Raw genomic sequence first — 15,397 nt, forward strand, 5'->3', positions numbered from 1 at the left:
GGCGGTCGGCGGTGCGGGACGGGCGGCACCGCGGCGGGCGCGGCGCGGCCGGGAGACGTACGGCGCCGAGCGGCGGCCGCAGCGGTACGAAGGCGGTGCGGGCCAGCCGGCAGAACGCCGACTCGCCGCGGGCCAGCCACAGGGCGCAGACCGCCGCCGCGGCGAGGTGCGCCGCGAGCATCCCGCCCGTGGGCAGCGAGGAGGCCATGCCGCCGTGGCCGTGGTGGTGGTCCCGGACGCCCGCGAACGTCATATGCAGGACTGCCTGTACGGCGGCCAGGCCCGTACCCGTGAACAGCGTCCCTCGATGACGGCCCCCGGCGGCCCAGGCCATGGCCCCGGTCACACCGAAGGCGAACACGAGCGAGCCCAACGGCACATGGTGCCCGGACTGGAACGCGTGCCCCGTCGCGGACAGCACCACGCACACCGCGGCGAAGAGCGCGGCGCGCAGGGCGCGGATCGGCGAGCGGGAGTCGGTCATGGCCGAACATGGTGCCATCCCGGTCCGGAGGTTCCGCTTCCGGCTGTTCCTCCGGTAGCGGAAGCGCTGGGCGGTTCGGGACGCGCGCGGCAGAGTCGGGGACATGAGGCTTCTGATCCTGGGTGGTACGGAGTTCGTGGGGCGGGCCGTGGCCGAGGCGGCGCTCGCCCGTGGCGCGGAGGTGACGGTGTTCAACCGGGGGCGGCACGAACCGCCCGCCGATGCGGTGGCGCTGCGCGGCGATCGGACGGCGCCGGACGGCACAGGGCTCGCCGCGCTGCGCGAGGGCACCTGGGACGTGGTCGTCGACACCTGGTCGGGCGCGCCCTGCGCTGTGCGGGACGCGGCCCGGCTGCTCGCCGGGCGGGCGGGGCGGTACGTGTACGTGTCGAGCTGCTCCGTGTACGAGTGGCCGCTGGTGGCCGCGCTGCGCGAGGACAAGCCGGTTGTGGAGGCGTCCCCGGACGACGGGGACGACGTGCCGTACGCGCGGGCCAAGCGGGGCGGCGAGCTGGCGGCGGTAGAGGCGTTCGGGCCGGAGCGGACGCTCATGGCCCGGGCGGGGCTGATCCTCGGCCCGTGGGAGAACGTGGGCCGTCTGCCGTGGTGGCTCAACCGGATCGCGCGTGGCGGCCCGGTCCTGGCGCCCGGTCCCAGGGACCTGCCGCTCCAGTACATCGACGTGCGGGACCTGGCCGGGTGGCTGCTGGACGCGGCGGAGGCCGGGCTTGCGGGACCGTTCGACGTGGTGAGCCGGCCGGGGCACACCACCATGGGTGAACTCCTGGACGCCTGTGTGCGCGTGACGGGCTCGGACGCCGAACTCCGCTGGACCGCGCCCGAGAAAATCCTCGACGCGGGCATCGAGCCGTGGACGGGCCTGCCCGTGTGGATCCCGCCGGGCGAGGCGCACGACGCGCTGCACGGCGCCGACGTGTCCAAGGCGCTCGCCGCGGGCCTGCGCTGCCGGCCGGTCGGGGAGACGGTCGCCGATACCTGGGCGTGGCTGCGCGGCCTCGGCGGGCGGGCCCCGCAGCGGCCGGACCGGACCGCTGTGGGTATCGGCCCGGAGCTGGAGGCGAGGGTCTTGGAGGCTTAGCCGCCCGAGGTGGTGTCAGGCACACCGGCCGGCAGACGCCGGTCCGGGCCCGGTCCGGGGCCCGGCGCCGTGAACTGCGGTGCGCCGCGGACCGGTTCGTCTCCGCGGTACGGCCGTGGCGGCCTGCGGTACGGCGACGGACCCGCCGGTGATCTCCTGTGCGCCCGCCCGCCGACCGCCGGCGGGAGCTGTTTCCCGGCGGGCGTTGAACGCCTCACGCGCCCCATCCGTATGGAACGGAGCTATTCCCCTGCCGGGATTGGAGTTCCATGGGACGCACACGAAAACGCTCGACGCTGGCCAACCGCGCCATCGCCGCATCGGCCGCCCTGATCCTGGGCGGGGGCGGACTGCTCGCCGTGAATGTCTACGCATCCGCGGGCGAAGGCTGGTCCGGCTCCGGTGACCAGCGGGAGCGGCAGGAGCAGCAGCAGGTCAGAAACGCCAGTAGCGGGATGTCCACCATCGACTGCCCCGAGGTCGCCGACGGGCTGCCCGAGGACATGCCCGACCGGGCACGCGGTGAAGTGGACCTGGAGCTGGCGAGGATCGACAACCGGGTCACCGACGCGTATCAGCGGCTCGCCCAGTCGCGGGAACAGATCGCGCAGGACCCGTCCTTCGCCGAGAACGTCATCCTCGGTCCGCTGAAGGACGAGCGCCTGGCGAGTATCCAGCGGATCGCCGTCGCCATCGGCCGCATCGCCGAACGCCCCCAGGGCATGGAGAGCCTGGCGCCCTGCACCCTGCGCGGCGACGAGAACCAGAACCAGGACGGAGACCAGAACCAGGACCAGAACGGAGACCAGAACCAGGACCAGGACCAGAACGGAGACCAGGACCAAGGGCAGGGGCGTGGCCAGGGCCAGGCCGGTAACGGGCCCGTAGCCAACGACTTCGTCGACATCCGCACGGTGCAGCCCAACGTCGACAACCCGCGCAACCAGCGCGGTGCCTCCACCGGCTCCTTCACCAGCGACTGCGGCCGCAACGAGAACAAGAAGTTCAACCCGGACAACGTCATCGTGGCGCCCGGTGTGCGCAACGGCGCCCACCACATGCACGACTACGTCGGCAACCAGGCCACGGACGCCTTCTCCGACAACAGGACCCTGGCCCGGGGCGGCACGAGCTGCCGCAACCAGGGCGACCGGTCCACGTACTACTGGCCGGTGCTGCGCGTGCAGAACGGCCAGAACGACAACGACCTCAACGAGGACGGGGGCGGAAAGGACCAGAACGTAGGAAAGATCCAGACCCCGGCGCAGGTGACCATGGACTTCGTGGGCAGCCCGGTGTCCAAGGTCACCGCGATGCCCAGGTTCCTGCGCATCATCACGGGTGACGCCAAGGCGTTCACCAACGGTGACGCGAACGCCAACGCGTCGTGGAGCTGCACCGGGTTCGAGGACCGGCAGCTGAAGGACAAGTACCCGCTCTGCCCGCCGGGCAGCAAGGTGGTGCGGACCTTCAAGTTCCAGAGCTGCTGGGACGGCCGGAACACGGACAGCGCCAACCACCGGACGCATGTGGACTTCGCCGACGAGGACGGGCGGTGCAAGGACGGTTTCCGTGCGATCCCGCAGCTGGTGCAGCGGATCGTCTACAACGTGTCCCCGCAGGCCAACTTCGCCGTGGACTCCTTCCCGGAGCAGCTCCACAAGCCGATCACCGACCACGGTGACTTCATCAACGTGTTCGACAGGGGCCTGATGGACCAGATGGTGGCCTGCATCAACACCGGCCGCCGCTGCGCCTGACCCCCGCCGGACCGGATTCACCGACCCGACAACCCCCACACACCCCTACCCACCCACCCACCCCTACTCCCCCCACAACACCCCAACAACACCCCTACTCCCCCCACATCCCCCCGTCCCCCCACCCCCCCCACCCGCTGCGCGGTCAGCTCCCGTGGTGCCCCGAGGTCCCTTCCCCGCCCCCCGACTGGTGCGGAGCGGCGGTCTCGACCTCACCACCGAGCCGGCCGCGCAGCGCTGTGATCACCTCGGGTTCGGCGACCGCCACCCACTTCCGGCCGACGAGGTAGCTGCCCCCGTAGTCCTTCGCGCTGTTGATCCACTCACGCTGGCCGCGGTCGGTGGAGAAGGTGGCCAGCACATACCGGCCGTACTTCGTCGAGCAGTTGGCCTGCCGCAGCTCCTCCGCCTCCGTCTGGATGTCCGGGGTGCACTCCGCGCGCTCCGCCAGCTGTTCCAGGGTCCCGCTCGCCGCCGAGGGGACGGCGTGGCCCGGCCGGTCGTCGTGTCCTCCGCCGTCCGCCGTGCACGAGGTCAGGGCGGCGACAGCCACGAGAACCACAGCGGACCCGGTCATACGATTTCGCTCCGTACGCATCTGGCCATGGTGCCGTTTCGCACCCCTGTTCCGGGCTCGAACCGGAGTAATGGCCGATGCCGACAACGAGGTGACGGCCGGGAGGTGACCATCCTCGCCATCGCTCGTTCTGCTGAACGTGAGCACCCAGGAAGCCCAGCACACCCGTACAGCCGCGGAGTCGGGCGTCGCGGCCTCCGCCGTCACACCCATCGATGTGGAGCGGGCCGAGGCGGCGCTCGTCGAGCACTATCCCCGGCTCGTCCGCATCGCCTATCTGGTGTTGCCGCCCGCTCTCGGCCGCAACCGGCGTGTCCTCACCGCGCACTCGCTGGTCCAGCGGTCACTGCCCGGACGCCGGAAGTCGGCGGGCGACGGGTCGGCGATGCCGGTGCAGCGGCGGCGCCCGGAGGACGCCGTGGACCCCGGGTACGGGTATGTGCGCGGGCGGGTGCTGCGGCAGGCCCTGGAGGCCGGCCTGCCGCTGAGGCGCAGGGCGTGGCCGAAGCGGGCGCAGCTGCCGCCGCTGCTGCCACAGGTGTGGGGGCTGCGGCTGTTCCCGCGCTCGGGCGGTGCCGACGAACTGGCGCTGGACCAAAGGCTGTCGGCCCTGTCGGGTCCGGGCCGGGCCGCCTACGTGCTGCGCGGACTGGAGCGGCAGGGGGACGCCGAGGTGCGGCGGTTGCTGGCCGCGGCCGGCGTGGAGGACCCGAAGGCGGCGCTCGCCGAGGCCGACCAGGTGGAGTCGCCGGGCGGGGTGGGCGGCGGCTCGCTGCTGGAGTCCACGGAGTTCGACCCCTGTTCGCTGCAGGCCCGGCCGACGGACCTGATGCGGCGCCGCCAGCACACGAAGGCGGCGCTGGCGGCGGGTGCGGCGGCGGTGGTGTGCGGGGCGCTGCTCGCCCTGCCGGGTGACGGCTGGGGGCCCGACGGGGCCGCGGCGCCGCCGTACGCGCGCAATCCGGCGGCGGAGGCGGCGCTGGACCCGGCGAAGCTGCGGCGGATCGCGCCGGCCGGGTGGCAGCGTTCGTCCCGTACGGACTTCTCGGCGTGGCCCGCGCGCGGTGGTCTGGTCAAGGACGAGGCGCTGCTGCGGCGGGCGCTGGCGGTGTGGGCGCGGCCCGGTTCGAAGGTGCAGGCGTCGGCGACGCCCGGCACGCTTCCGGGGCCGCCGATGGGCCCGCCGCAGCTGCTGTTCGCGGGCGAGGTGGACGGTGCGCGCGTGGTGCTGTTCCACGACGGGCTGCGGGCGGTGCGGTACGCGGAGCCCAGGGACGGCACGGATGTGGCGGCGCTGGACTTCGCCCGTACGGACGGTGCGGACACGGCGTCGTCGGCGGCGCTGGTGGTGGGACGTACGCATGCGAACGTGCGGTATCTGACGGCGCCCTGGGTGCGCGGCGTGGCCGTGCGGGACCTGCTGGTGCCGGGCGGCGAGGCGCGGCCGCTGGCGCGGGACGCGGACGGGGTGACCGCGCCGGTGCAGAGCCCGGCGGCGGCGAGCGACTGCCGGTCGTGGGACGTGCTGGAGGTGCGGGACGGGGTGTCGACCCGGGTGCTGACCGACCTGGGCGAGCTGGCCCCTGCGCGGCTCACCTCGGGGCCGCCGTCGGCGCCGGTGGACGTGGCGGGCGCGGCCGCGCGGACCGAGTGGGCGCGTACGGCGTGTCTGCTGCCGTCGATGCGGGCGCTGGGCGTGCGGTCGGTGAACTCGTGGCGGTTCGCAGAGCAGAAGCTGCCCGGCTCCGGGAGCGGTACGGCGGCATGGCTGTGCACGCGCGCGGAGACCTGGCGGGGGCCGGGCAGCAGGGTTCTGGCGCAGTTCCAGGCGCCCGTCGCGCAGGCCGCGGCGGGGGCGCCGGTCACCCCGGGTTCGGTCGCTGCGAAGGCCGAGGACTCGCCTGCCTGCGGGACGCGCGAGCCGAACGTGCTGGCCGGGGTGTTGTGGAAGGACCCGGGCGACCAGTGGTACGTACTGGCGGCGGGCAGTCCGCAGGTCGCGTCGCTGGCCACGTCGGGCGGTGTGAAGGGCAGTGCGGACGGGCGGCTGCTGGCGGTCGAGGCGGAGAAGGGGGCGCGGGCGGAGCTGTCCGGGAAGCTGAAGGACGGCACCAAGATCGACGCGCTGCGCTGAGCACCGCTGACGGCTCCCCGACGGCGGCTCCCCGACGGCGGGTCCTCGACGGCGGGTCCTCGACGGCGGGTCCTCGACGGGGGGTTCTGGCGGCACTCCCCGGCGGCGGGTCCTGGCGGCCCGTCACGCCGTTGCTGACGTCCACGTAAATAACCGGTGCACGCCTCTGTCGCCCCGGCGTACCCATCAGTACATTGACGCCATGTCTAATACGCAGCCGGCGGAGATGTCGTCGGAGCGCATCGAGCTCAAGGCCCGGAAGGTCTCCTTCGACTGGGAGGAGACCCCGCTCCACTGGGTTCCCGGCGACCCGTTCACCAGCCACACCATCAATGTGCTCCATCTGCTCCTGCCCGCGGGCGAGCGGTGGTTCGTCCACGTCTACCGGCAGGTGCTCCCCTACATCCGGGACGACCGGCTGCGCGAGGACGTCATCGGGTTCATCGGCCAGGAGGCGGTGCACTCCCAGGCCCACGACGACGTGCTCCCGCACCTCAAGAAGCTCGGTCTGGACCCGACGCCGTACACCGCGCAGGTCGACTGGTTCTTCGAGAAGCTCCTGGCCGACCGGACGCTGCCGCCCGGCAGGGCGCGCCGGTGGTGGCTGATGGAGCGGGTCGCGCTGATCGCGGCCATCGAGCACTACACGGCGTTCCTCGGCGACTGGGTGCTCAACGCCGAGGAGCTGGACCGGCGCGGCGCCGATCCGATGATGCTGGACCTGCTGCGCTGGCACGGCGCGGAGGAGGTCGAGCACCGGTCGGTGGCGTTCGAGCTGTTCATGCATGTCGACGGGGGATACCGGCGCCGGGTGCGGACCTGGGCGACGGCGTTCTCCGCGCTCGTCTTCCTGTGGCAGCGCGGGGTGCGGTTCTTCATGGCGAACGACCCGACGCTGCTCGCGGGCAGGCCGAGCGTGTCCCAGCTCGTCCGCAAGGGGCGGGAGGGCGTGCTGCCGTCGACCCCGGACATGCTGCGGTCCGTCCCCCGGTATCTGAGCCGCGCCTACCACCCGTCGCAGGAGGGCAGTACGGCCCAGGCCGCCGCCTATCTGGCCTCGTCCCCCGGCGCACGTGGAGGTGCCTGAGCCATGCCCCGACCCCGAATCCGACCCCGAATCCGGCTCCGTACGGCCGTGCTGGGCGCCGGGGCGGCCGTCCTCGTCCGGCGGGCCGTGCGCCGCCGCATCCAGGCGGCGCCCCTGTGGCCGATGCCGACGCTGGAGGAGCCCGTGTCCGGGCAGGGCCGCCGGGCGTCCACGACACCGCGCCGCGTCCTGGTCACCGAGCGCACCACGCCCGCCGAGGGCGTCGTCCAGCTCCGCCTGGAGGGCACCGGGCTGCCGGCCTGGTCGCCGGGCGCCCACCTCGACCTGGTCCTCCCGTCGGGCCTCGTACGGCAGTACTCGCTCTGCGGCGACCCGGCCGAGACCGACACGTACACCGTCGCCGCGCGGGTCCTGGAGGACGGGCGCGGCGGCTCGCTGGAGGTGCGCGAACAGCTCCATGAGGGCACCGAGTTGGAGATCCGCGGCCCGCGCAACCGGTTCCCGCTCGTCGACGCGCCGGCGTACGCGTTCGTCGCCGGCGGCATCGGGATCACCCCGGTCCTCCCCATGGTCCGCGCGGCCCACGCGGCGGGCGCCGACTGGCGGTTGCTGTACTGCGGGCGGAGCAGGGCGGCGATGCCGTTCCTCGACGAGCTGGAGAAGCTCGGCGCCGACGGCGACCGTGTGACGGTCGTGGCGGAGGACACCGACGGGCTGCCGGGCCTCGGATTCCTGACGGGGCTTCCGGAGGGGACGGAGGTCTACTGCTGCGGCCCCGACGGGCTGATGGCCGCCGTGACCACCGCCCTGGGCGGCGAGCCGCGCCTGGAGCGCTTCACGGCGGCGCCACGCGAGGGCGGCGGCGCCTTCGAGGTCGAGCTGCGCCGCTCCGGCGTCGCTGTGCGGGTCGCGGCGGACCGGTCGGTGCTGGCCGCGGTACGGGAGGAGGTGCCGCATGTGTCGTACTCGTGCGAGCAGGGCTTCTGCGGCACCTGCCGACAGCGCGTCCTGGACGGGGAGATCGACCACCGCGACGAGCTGCTCACGGACGACGAACGGCACGACTCGATGCTGATCTGTGTCTCCCGCTGCCGCGGCGAGCGGCTGGTCCTCGATCTGTAGGCCCCTCCGGCCCCGGGCGGCGCCCGGTGGCCCCTGCGGTGGCCCCTGCGGCGGCCCCTGCGGCCTACGGCCTCTACGGCAGGAGCAGCCAGTCGGCGGCGAGGGCGGCGAGCAGTCCGCCGCCGAGGAGCCAGGTGCCCAGGCGGGTGCGTCCGTGGCGGCTGAGCTCGATGACGACACCGCAGAGGATCATGGCCAGGCCGTACACGCCGACCACGAGGACGGACGTACGGCTGGCCAGGCGGAGTGCCAGGACCACCGCGAGGGTGACCAGGAGAACGGTGGCGACGGCGACCCGGAGTCGCCGAGCCTGCCGGGGAGTGAGCCCGTCGCGGGCCTCTGCCTCGGGGGCTTCCGGGTTGATCGGGGGGGCCGGGGTGTCGTGGTCCTGGTCCGCTGTGGTCATGACCGGGAGCGTAACCGACCGCGCGGCCGCCGCCGTTCGAAGGTCGCCGGTTAGGCTGTTCGCATGACGACCGGGGTGCGCAGACGGATGGGCGTCGAGGAGCGCAAGCAGCAGTTGATCGGGGTCGCGCTGGAGTTGTTCAGCCACCGCTCCCCCGAAGAGGTGTCGATCGACGAGATCGCCGCCGCGGCGGGCATCTCCCGGCCGCTCGTCTACCACTACTTCCCCGGCAAGCAGAGCCTGTACGAGGCCGCCCTGCGGCGCGCTGCGGACGAGCTGGCGACCCGGTTCGTGGAGCCGCGCGAGGGACCGCTGGGCGCGCGGCTGCTGCGCGTGATGGGGCGGTTCTTCGACTTCGTCGAGGAGCACGGGCCCGGTTTCTCGGCGCTGATGCGCGGCGGTCCGGCCGTGGGGTCCTCGACGGCGCACGCGATGATCGACGGCGTACGGCAGGCCGCGTACGAGCAGATCATCGACCACCTCGGGGTGCGGAAGCCGCCGCCCGCCCGGCTGAACCTGGTCGTGCGGTCCTGGGTGGCGCTGGCCGAGTCCACGGCGCTGATCTGGCTGGACGGGCGCCGCATCCCGCGTGGCGAGCTGGAGTCGCAGCTCGTGCACGACTTCGCGGCGCTGGCGGCGGTGAGCGCCGCGTACGACGACGAGATGGCCGGCATCGTGGTCGGCATGCTCGCGGACGAGCCCGCCGACGGGCCGTTCGGCGACCTCGTCGGGCGGATCAGGACGCTGGTGGCGGCGGTGCCCGCCGCCGAGCCGGCTCAGGCCTTGCGGTAGGACGCGTCGAGGTCCCGTACCTCCGCGGAGATGTGCACGGTGAGCCCGTCGACGGGCTTCAGGAAGTCCCGTACGAGCGCTGCCGCCGCCTCACCGAGGCGCCCCTTGGCCTCGTCGGTGCGGCCGGCGAGCAGGGCGATCTCCACATGGACGACGGCGTCCCGGCCCGTACCGGCGCCGACCGTGAAGTCGTCGACCCGGCGGGTGCGGGTCTTGCACGCCTCGGTGGCGGCGGCGACGGTCTCGACGACCACCGGGTGCAGGGCCTTGGCGTAGCCCTGCCGGTCGAAGGCGTTGTCGAGGGTGGCGGAGTAGTCGACGGTGATCTGCGGCATGCCCCTACCTTCGCCCGGCCCGTGGCATCGCACAAGCGGCGACCGGATACCGAAACGGGACGGCACGGCGCCCCGCTCCGGACGGGGAGCGGGGCGCTGTGGTGTGTTCGGTGCGTGGTGCTCGGTGCGTGGTGCTCGGTGCGTGGTGCTCGGTGCGTGGTGCTCGGTGCGTGGTGCTCGGTGCGTGGTGCCTGGGTGCCGGCGCGGGGCGTCAGCGGGTGGTGAAGACCGCCACCGTGCGGGCCGGGACCGTGAAGGTGCCCGAGGCCGCCTCGTACGCGGACGACTTCACCGTGGTGTCCGCCCCTCCCGCCTGGACCGGGTGCAGGGCGTAGCCCTTGCCGGAGAGGGCGGGGACGGTCTGCTCCTGCCGCTCGGGGGTGGCGTTGAAGACCACGACCAGGTCACCGAGGCGCATGGTGATCACACCGGCTGTCTCGTCCTTCCCGGACAGCGGGAAGGAGAGGGCCGACTGGACCTGGTCCGCCGTGGACAGGCTGAAGGACTTCTCCGTCGTACGGATCTTCAGCAGGTCCCGGTACGCGGCGGACGCGCCGTCGATCTGCGGGCAGCCGACCGTCAGCGACGGGTTCGACAACAGCGGCTTTGCGTAGGACCACTTGTCCTGGTTGTCGGCGGCGGGCGGCAGGCCGCGCCCGAAGCCGTTGCCGAGGCGGCAGTCCCAGTGGATCGGGTTGAACCAGTCGCCGCTGTCGTAGGAGTTGCGGTCCAGGGACTTGGAGCGCAGCAGGTCCGAGCCGGCCTGCGACAGGGCGGGGCCCTGCGAGAGCGCGGCGGTCGCCATGGCGAGCACCTGCATCCTGGCCCGGTCGCCGGGGGACGTGCCGGCCGGGAGCTTGAAGGCCAGCGTGTCGTACAGGGTCTCGTTGTCGTGGGCGTCGGCGTAGGCGAGGGCCTCCCCGGGGGCCGCCGCGTACCCGGCGGGCTGGCCGTTGTAGTCGACGTCGGCGCCCTTGACCCGCTTGCCGGACGTGTCCGTGAACGTGAAGCCGGACAGGTTGCCGGAGAGGCCGACCTTGATCAGGTCCTGGTAGTGCAGCAGACGGGCCTTCTGCTCGGCCGGGGTGCCGTTGGCGGCCGAGCCGTTGGGCTCGGTGTACAGGCCGGAGGCGAAGCCCTGGACGCCGGGGTCGGTGTCGAAGGGGCCGCCGCCGCGCACCGCGTCACGGGCCCGGTCGGAGAACGTCGCGATGCCGGTGCCGGCCATGTTCTTCTGCGTGGCCTGGACGAACCGTGCGTCGTCGGCGACCTCGCCGAAGTTCCAGCCCTCCCCGTACAGGATGATCTTCTTGCCGTCGACGCCGTCCTTCTCGAGGGTGAGGGAGTCGAGCGCCTTGCGGACGGCGAGGATGTTGTCCTTGGGGTGGTGGCCCATCAGGTCGAACCGGAAGCCGTCGACCTTGTAGTCCCTGGCCCAGGTGACGATCGAGTCCACGACGAGCTTGCCCATCATGGTGTTCTCGGGCGCGGTGTTGGCGCAGCAGGTGGAGGTGGCCACGGAGCCGTCGTCGAGGAGTCGCTGGTAGTAGCCGGGCACGATCCGGTCGAGTACCGACTTGTCGTCCTGGCCGCCGGCCACGGTGTGGTTGTAGACCACGTCCATGACGGTGCGCAGTCCGGCGCCGTTGAGGGACTGGACCATCTGCCGGAACTCGACCGTGCGGCGGGTGCCTTCGGGGTCGGAGGCGTACGAGCCCTCCGGCACGGTGTAGTGCAGCGGGTCGTAGCCCCAGTTGAAGGCGTCCTTCCCGGCCGCCTCGGCGACGCACTTCTGCTGCGCGTCGGAGTCGGGGGCGTAGGACTTCAGGTCGCAGTCGGGGGCGGTCTGGTCGGACTTCTTCTCGGGGATGGTGCCGATGTCGAAGGCCGGGAGCAGGTGCACATACGAGGTGCCGTTCCGCCCGAGCGACGTGAGGTGCTTCATGCCGTCCGACTCGCGGTCGGTGAAGGCGAGGTAGCCGCCCGGGTGCTTCGAGGTCGGGTCGGCGATCGAGAAGTCGCGGACGTGCAGCTCCTGGATCTGCGCGTCGCGCAGCGGGACGGCGGCCGGCTTCTTCAGTGTGGACCAGCCCTTGGGGGCGAGCTTCGGGTCGGTGAGGTCGACGACGAGGCTGCGGGCCGAGTCGGTGGTGAGGGCGGTGGAGTACGGGTCGGTGACCTTGTTGGTGACGACCTTCCCGACCGTGGGGGCCCAGACCTTCACGATGTAACGGTAGGGCTTGCCGGTCCACTTCTTGCTGCCCTTGACCGACCATACGCCGGTGGCGGCGTCGCGCTTCATACGGACGGGGCGGCCGTCGAGTTCGAGGGCCACGGACTTGGCGGTGGGCGCCCACACGGAGAGGGTGGGGGTGCCCTTGCGGAAGACCGGGCCGAGGGCCTTGGTCCTGGCCTTCTCGCCGTACAGGTCGTCGAGGACGCCCGCGATCTGCACGCCGGTCGCGGTGAGCAGGGCGCCGTTGGCGGCCCGCTGGGTGGCGACGAGCTGGCCGCGCAGGGCGGTGCGGACGCGGTCGCGGTCACGCGGGTCGACCGAGTACGCGGTGTACGCGGCCAGATGCGGGAACTTCCGCTTCTGCGCGTCGGTCAGCGCCGTCTTGTTCAGGCGGAGCCAGTGCGCGCGGTCCTCGCCGGTGAGGGCGCCGCCCTCGACGGCGAGTGACCCGGTGGGCGAGTACACGAGCTGGCTGGACGCGGCGGTGCCGGAGGCGTTCCAGGCGACCGTCGTGCCGTCGATCCAGACGGCGGTGGACTTGGCGAGGTCCAGGGCCGCGCCGCCGCCCTTGGGCTGCGGGAGCAGGTACTTCTCCTGGCCGTTCAGCAGCCACACCTCGTGGCCGAGCGCGGCCAGGTCGAGGGACTGGTCGGCGGGCAGGTCCTTCTCGTCGCCCTTGTGGAGGATGTAGCTGAGGGACGTGGCGCCCTCGGCGAGCGGCACCTCGTAGACCGCGCCGTAGGCGTCGGTACGGACCGGGGTGAGCGGCTTGGACCAGTCCGTGGGCTGTGCGGCGCCCGCCCAGACGTGCAGGCCCCAGCCGTCGTAGTTCCCGTCGGCGCGCTTGTAGTGCAGTACGGCCTTGGTGGTGTCCTGCGGCGGGTAGGCACCGTCGGGCGCCTGGTTCAGGGCCTCTTCCCTGCCCTGTTCGACCCACACCTCACCGGTCTTGGACAGGTCGATGGTGCGGTCGGCGGCGACGTCCTTGTTGCCGTCCTTGTCGATGACGAGGTAGCCGACACTGGAGGCGCCGGGCTTCAGCTTGACGTACGCGAAGGCGCCGTAGGCGTCGCGGCCGGTGAAGGCGTGCCCCTGGGGCCACTCGGTGGCCTCGCCGTCGGCGATGTCGCCCCAGGCGTAGAGACGCCAGTCGCTGTAGTCGCCGTCGGGGCGCTTGTAGTGGACGATCGCGTAGTCCCGCTGGGTCGCGGTCGGGACCTCGGGGGCCGGGGCCCGGCCCGCGGTGGTGGTGGCGAGGTCGCTCGCGGTGCGGCCCCTCGTGTCGACGGCCACGGCCTTGTAGCGGACCGGGGTGCCGGACGGGACGGTGATCTTGTGGTTCACCTTGTACGGGGCGTGGTCGGCCGAGCCGAGGACCTGCCACTTGCCGTTGCCCTGCTGGGCGGCGAAGACGACCCGGTTCAGCTGTCCGCCGTCGACGTCCGCGGTGACCTCGACGGTGCCGGTGGCGCCAGCGGCGGGGGCCTTCAGATCGATGGTGGGCGCGGCGGCGGGGGCGGCGAGCGGCCCGTCGGCCTTGAGCACGACGGAGGACAGCGCGGGGACGGTGACGTCGATCTTCCTGTCGTCGCCGCTGCCGACCGTTCCGCTGCCGCCGTAGATCGTACGGAAGGCGGTGCCGGCCGACTCCGTGGTCAGCTCGACGGTCTTCGCCTCGGTGGCGTTGTTGACGGCGACGACGTACTCGGTCCGCGCGCTCGCGTCGATGCGGGAGAACGCGTACACGCCCGCGCCGTCGGCCGCGTACCGCTCGATCTGGACGCCGTCCGCGAGACCCGGGTGTGCCTTGCGGAGCCCGGCGAGCGCGGCGATCTTCCGGTACAGCGGGTGGGTGGTGTCGTACGCGTCGTCGGCGTGGGTGCGGTCCGTGCCGAGCTGGTCGTCGTCGAGGTAGTCGGGGGTCTGCGACGCGAAGAGGGTCTGGCGCGCGTCCTTGTCGCCCCCGGGGCCGGTGAAGCCCTGCTCGTCGCCGTAGTAGACGACGGGGTTGCCGCGGCTGAGGAACATCAGCTCGTTGGCGAGGCCGTACCGCTTGACGAGTTCGGCGTCGCTCGCCTTGGCGTTGTCCTGCTTGAGGAATGTGCCGAAGCGGCCCATGTCGTGGTTGCCGAGGAAGTTGACCGATTCGTAGGCGTTGGCCTTGTCGGTCGCGTACTTGTAGTCGTCGGCGAAGAGCCCCTTCAGCCTGGCCGCCGAGCCGCCCTGGGAGGCGAAGCCGCGGGCCGCGTCCTGGAAGGGGAAGTCGAGGGTGGCGTCGAGGCGGCCCTCTCGGACGTAGTGGGAGGTGATGGACGTGTCCGCGGAGTAGACCTCGCCGAACATGAAGAAGTCGGGGCGGCCGCGCTTCTTCGCGTAGGCGTCGAGGGCCGTGGCCCACTGGGTCCAGAACTCGGTGTTGACGTGCTTGACGGTGTCGATGCGGAATCCGTCGATGCCGAAGTCGCGCACCCACCGCTGGTAGATCCTCGTCATCCCCTCGACGACCTCGGGACGCTCGGTCCACAGGTCGTCGAGGCCGACGAAGTCGCCGTGCGTGGAGGACTCGCCGGCGAAGGTGGAGTCGCCCCGGTTGTGGTACATCGACGGGTCGTTCAGCCAGGCCGGGACCTTGAGGTCCTTCTTGCCTTCGGGGACGACGGGTGTGCGCGGGAACGAGTCGAGGTCGGTCCTCGGGAAGCGGCGTGTGCCGTCGGCGTAGTCGGCGTCGTCGAAGGGCCTGCCGTCCTTGGTCAGGTAGGGGAAGGCGCCCTTGGAGAGGTAGTCGTAGGACTTCTCCTTGTAGTCGACGACGTCGGCGGTGTGGTTGGTGATGACGTCGAAGAAGACCTTCATACCCTTGGCGTGGGCCCGGTCGATGAGCTTCTTGAGGTCGTCGTTGGTGCCGAAGTGCGGGTCGACCTGGGTGAAGTCGGTGATCCAGTAGCCGTGGTAGCCGGCCGAGGCGTTGTCGCCCTCGCCCTGCACGGGCTGGTTCTTGAAGATCGGTGCGAGCCAGATGGCGGTTGTGCCGAGGCCCTTGATGTAGTCGAGCCGCTCGGTGAGGCCCTTGAGGTCCCCGCCCTGGTAGAAGCCCTTGTCGGTGGGGTCGTAGCCGTGTGCGAGGCGGGTGCCGGTCAGTCCGCCGCGGTCGTTGCCCTTGTCGCCGTTGGCGAACCGGTCGGGCAGGACGAAGTAGAACTGCTCGCGCGTCAGGTCGTGCCGGGCGGGCTCGGCGGCCAGCTGCCGGTCGGACGGGGGCGCGGGCGGCCTGGGCGCGGCGTTCGCCGCGACGACGACGGCCGGGGCGACGAGCGCGGTGGCCGTGGCCGCGGCGAGGGCGGCGGCCGATCTGCGCGTCAGGCGTCGCCGCCGGTGGCGCGGGGCGAGGCGGGGACGTATCAAGG

Annotated in this window: 11 protein-coding genes; 6 read left to right on the plus strand and 5 right to left on the minus strand. The window is 72.3% G+C overall.

Going from position 1 to position 15,397, the window contains the following annotated elements:
• The coding region (locus FVS66_RS16915) for a hypothetical protein (RefSeq protein ID WP_149182010.1) at nucleotides 1–484 on the minus strand (484 nt) is incomplete at its 3' end.
• A gap of 103 nt (nucleotides 485–587) precedes the next feature.
• Between FVS66_RS16915 and FVS66_RS16920 the strand changes: the two genes are divergently transcribed.
• Both FVS66_RS16920 and FVS66_RS16925 read left to right on the plus strand, forming a co-directional pair.
• The gene (locus tag FVS66_RS16920; protein ID WP_187645556.1) at nucleotides 588–1,583 is read left to right on the plus strand and encodes an NAD-dependent epimerase/dehydratase family protein; all 996 of its coding nucleotides are present in this window, start codon (nucleotides 588–590) and stop codon (nucleotides 1,581–1,583) included.
• Nucleotides 1,584–1,852: 269 nt separating this feature from the next.
• On the plus strand, nucleotides 1,853–3,343 hold the full coding sequence (locus tag FVS66_RS16925; protein WP_149182011.1) for a DUF1996 domain-containing protein: 1,491 nt from the start codon (nucleotides 1,853–1,855) through the stop codon (nucleotides 3,341–3,343).
• Between the two features lie 145 nt (nucleotides 3,344–3,488).
• On the opposite strand, the gene FVS66_RS16930 is transcribed toward FVS66_RS16925, so the two are convergent.
• Nucleotides 3,489–3,941 (minus strand): hypothetical protein, encoded by a 453-nt coding sequence (locus tag FVS66_RS16930; protein ID WP_149182012.1) that lies wholly within the window; start codon nucleotides 3,939–3,941, stop codon nucleotides 3,489–3,491.
• A 109-nt stretch (nucleotides 3,942–4,050) separates the two neighbouring features.
• Between FVS66_RS16930 and FVS66_RS16935 the strand changes: the two genes are divergently transcribed.
• From FVS66_RS16935 to FVS66_RS16945, 3 genes are all read left to right on the plus strand, one after another.
• A complete protein-coding gene (locus tag FVS66_RS16935) occupies nucleotides 4,051–6,054 on the plus strand; it encodes a hypothetical protein (RefSeq protein WP_399225743.1) in 2,004 nt (667 codons plus the stop codon).
• A gap of 202 nt (nucleotides 6,055–6,256) precedes the next feature.
• Nucleotides 6,257–7,141, plus strand: coding sequence for a metal-dependent hydrolase (locus FVS66_RS16940; protein WP_149182014.1), 885 nt, complete (start codon nucleotides 6,257–6,259; stop codon nucleotides 7,139–7,141).
• A gap of 3 nt (nucleotides 7,142–7,144) precedes the next feature.
• Nucleotides 7,145–8,224: a PDR/VanB family oxidoreductase gene (locus FVS66_RS16945; protein ID WP_149182015.1), complete on the plus strand. Its 1,080-nt coding sequence runs from the start codon at nucleotides 7,145–7,147 to the stop codon at nucleotides 8,222–8,224.
• A gap of 73 nt (nucleotides 8,225–8,297) precedes the next feature.
• Here the strand turns inward: FVS66_RS16945 and FVS66_RS16950 are convergent, their stop codons facing one another.
• A complete protein-coding gene (locus FVS66_RS16950) occupies nucleotides 8,298–8,630 on the minus strand; it encodes a hypothetical protein (protein WP_149182016.1) in 333 nt (110 codons plus the stop codon).
• Nucleotides 8,631–8,693: 63 nt separating this feature from the next.
• Here FVS66_RS16950 and FVS66_RS16955 point away from each other — a divergent pair, with 63 nt between their 5' ends.
• Complete coding sequence (locus FVS66_RS16955) at nucleotides 8,694–9,422, plus strand: TetR/AcrR family transcriptional regulator (RefSeq protein WP_149182017.1); 729 nt, start codon at nucleotides 8,694–8,696, stop codon at nucleotides 9,420–9,422.
• Here FVS66_RS16955 and FVS66_RS16960 read toward each other — a convergent pair.
• Both FVS66_RS16960 and pulA read right to left on the minus strand, forming a co-directional pair.
• Complete coding sequence (locus FVS66_RS16960) at nucleotides 9,407–9,757, minus strand: 5-carboxymethyl-2-hydroxymuconate Delta-isomerase (RefSeq protein ID WP_149182018.1); 351 nt, start codon at nucleotides 9,755–9,757, stop codon at nucleotides 9,407–9,409. The two genes, FVS66_RS16955 and FVS66_RS16960, sit on opposite strands and share 16 nt — an antisense overlap.
• A gap of 211 nt (nucleotides 9,758–9,968) precedes the next feature.
• Entirely contained in the window at nucleotides 9,969–15,392 is a 5,424-nt protein-coding gene (gene pulA / locus FVS66_RS16965; RefSeq protein WP_399225745.1) for a pullulanase-type alpha-1,6-glucosidase, read from the minus strand.
• Nucleotides 15,393–15,397 lie beyond the last annotated feature (5 nt).

This window comes from Streptomyces sp. TRM49041 (assembly GCF_008271805.1).
Lineage (GTDB): Bacteria > Actinomycetota > Actinomycetes > Streptomycetales > Streptomycetaceae > Streptomyces.

Bases quoted from the DNA above. Each gene is read 5' to 3' on its own strand.
- FVS66_RS16920 (WP_187645556.1), top strand. From the start codon at position 588: ATGAGGCTTCTGATCCTGGGTGGTACGGAGTTCGTGGGGCGGGCCGTG.
- FVS66_RS16925 (WP_149182011.1), top strand. From the start codon at position 1,853: ATGGGACGCACACGAAAACGCTCGACGCTGGCCAACCGCGCCATCGCC.
- FVS66_RS16930 (WP_149182012.1), bottom strand. From the start codon at position 3,941: ATGCGTACGGAGCGAAATCGTATGACCGGGTCCGCTGTGGTTCTCGTG.
- FVS66_RS16940 (WP_149182014.1), top strand. From the start codon at position 6,257: ATGTCTAATACGCAGCCGGCGGAGATGTCGTCGGAGCGCATCGAGCTC.
- FVS66_RS16945 (WP_149182015.1), top strand. From the start codon at position 7,145: ATGCCCCGACCCCGAATCCGACCCCGAATCCGGCTCCGTACGGCCGTG.
- FVS66_RS16950 (WP_149182016.1), bottom strand. From the start codon at position 8,630: ATGACCACAGCGGACCAGGACCACGACACCCCGGCCCCCCCGATCAAC.
- FVS66_RS16955 (WP_149182017.1), top strand. From the start codon at position 8,694: ATGACGACCGGGGTGCGCAGACGGATGGGCGTCGAGGAGCGCAAGCAG.
- FVS66_RS16960 (WP_149182018.1), bottom strand. From the start codon at position 9,757: ATGCCGCAGATCACCGTCGACTACTCCGCCACCCTCGACAACGCCTTC.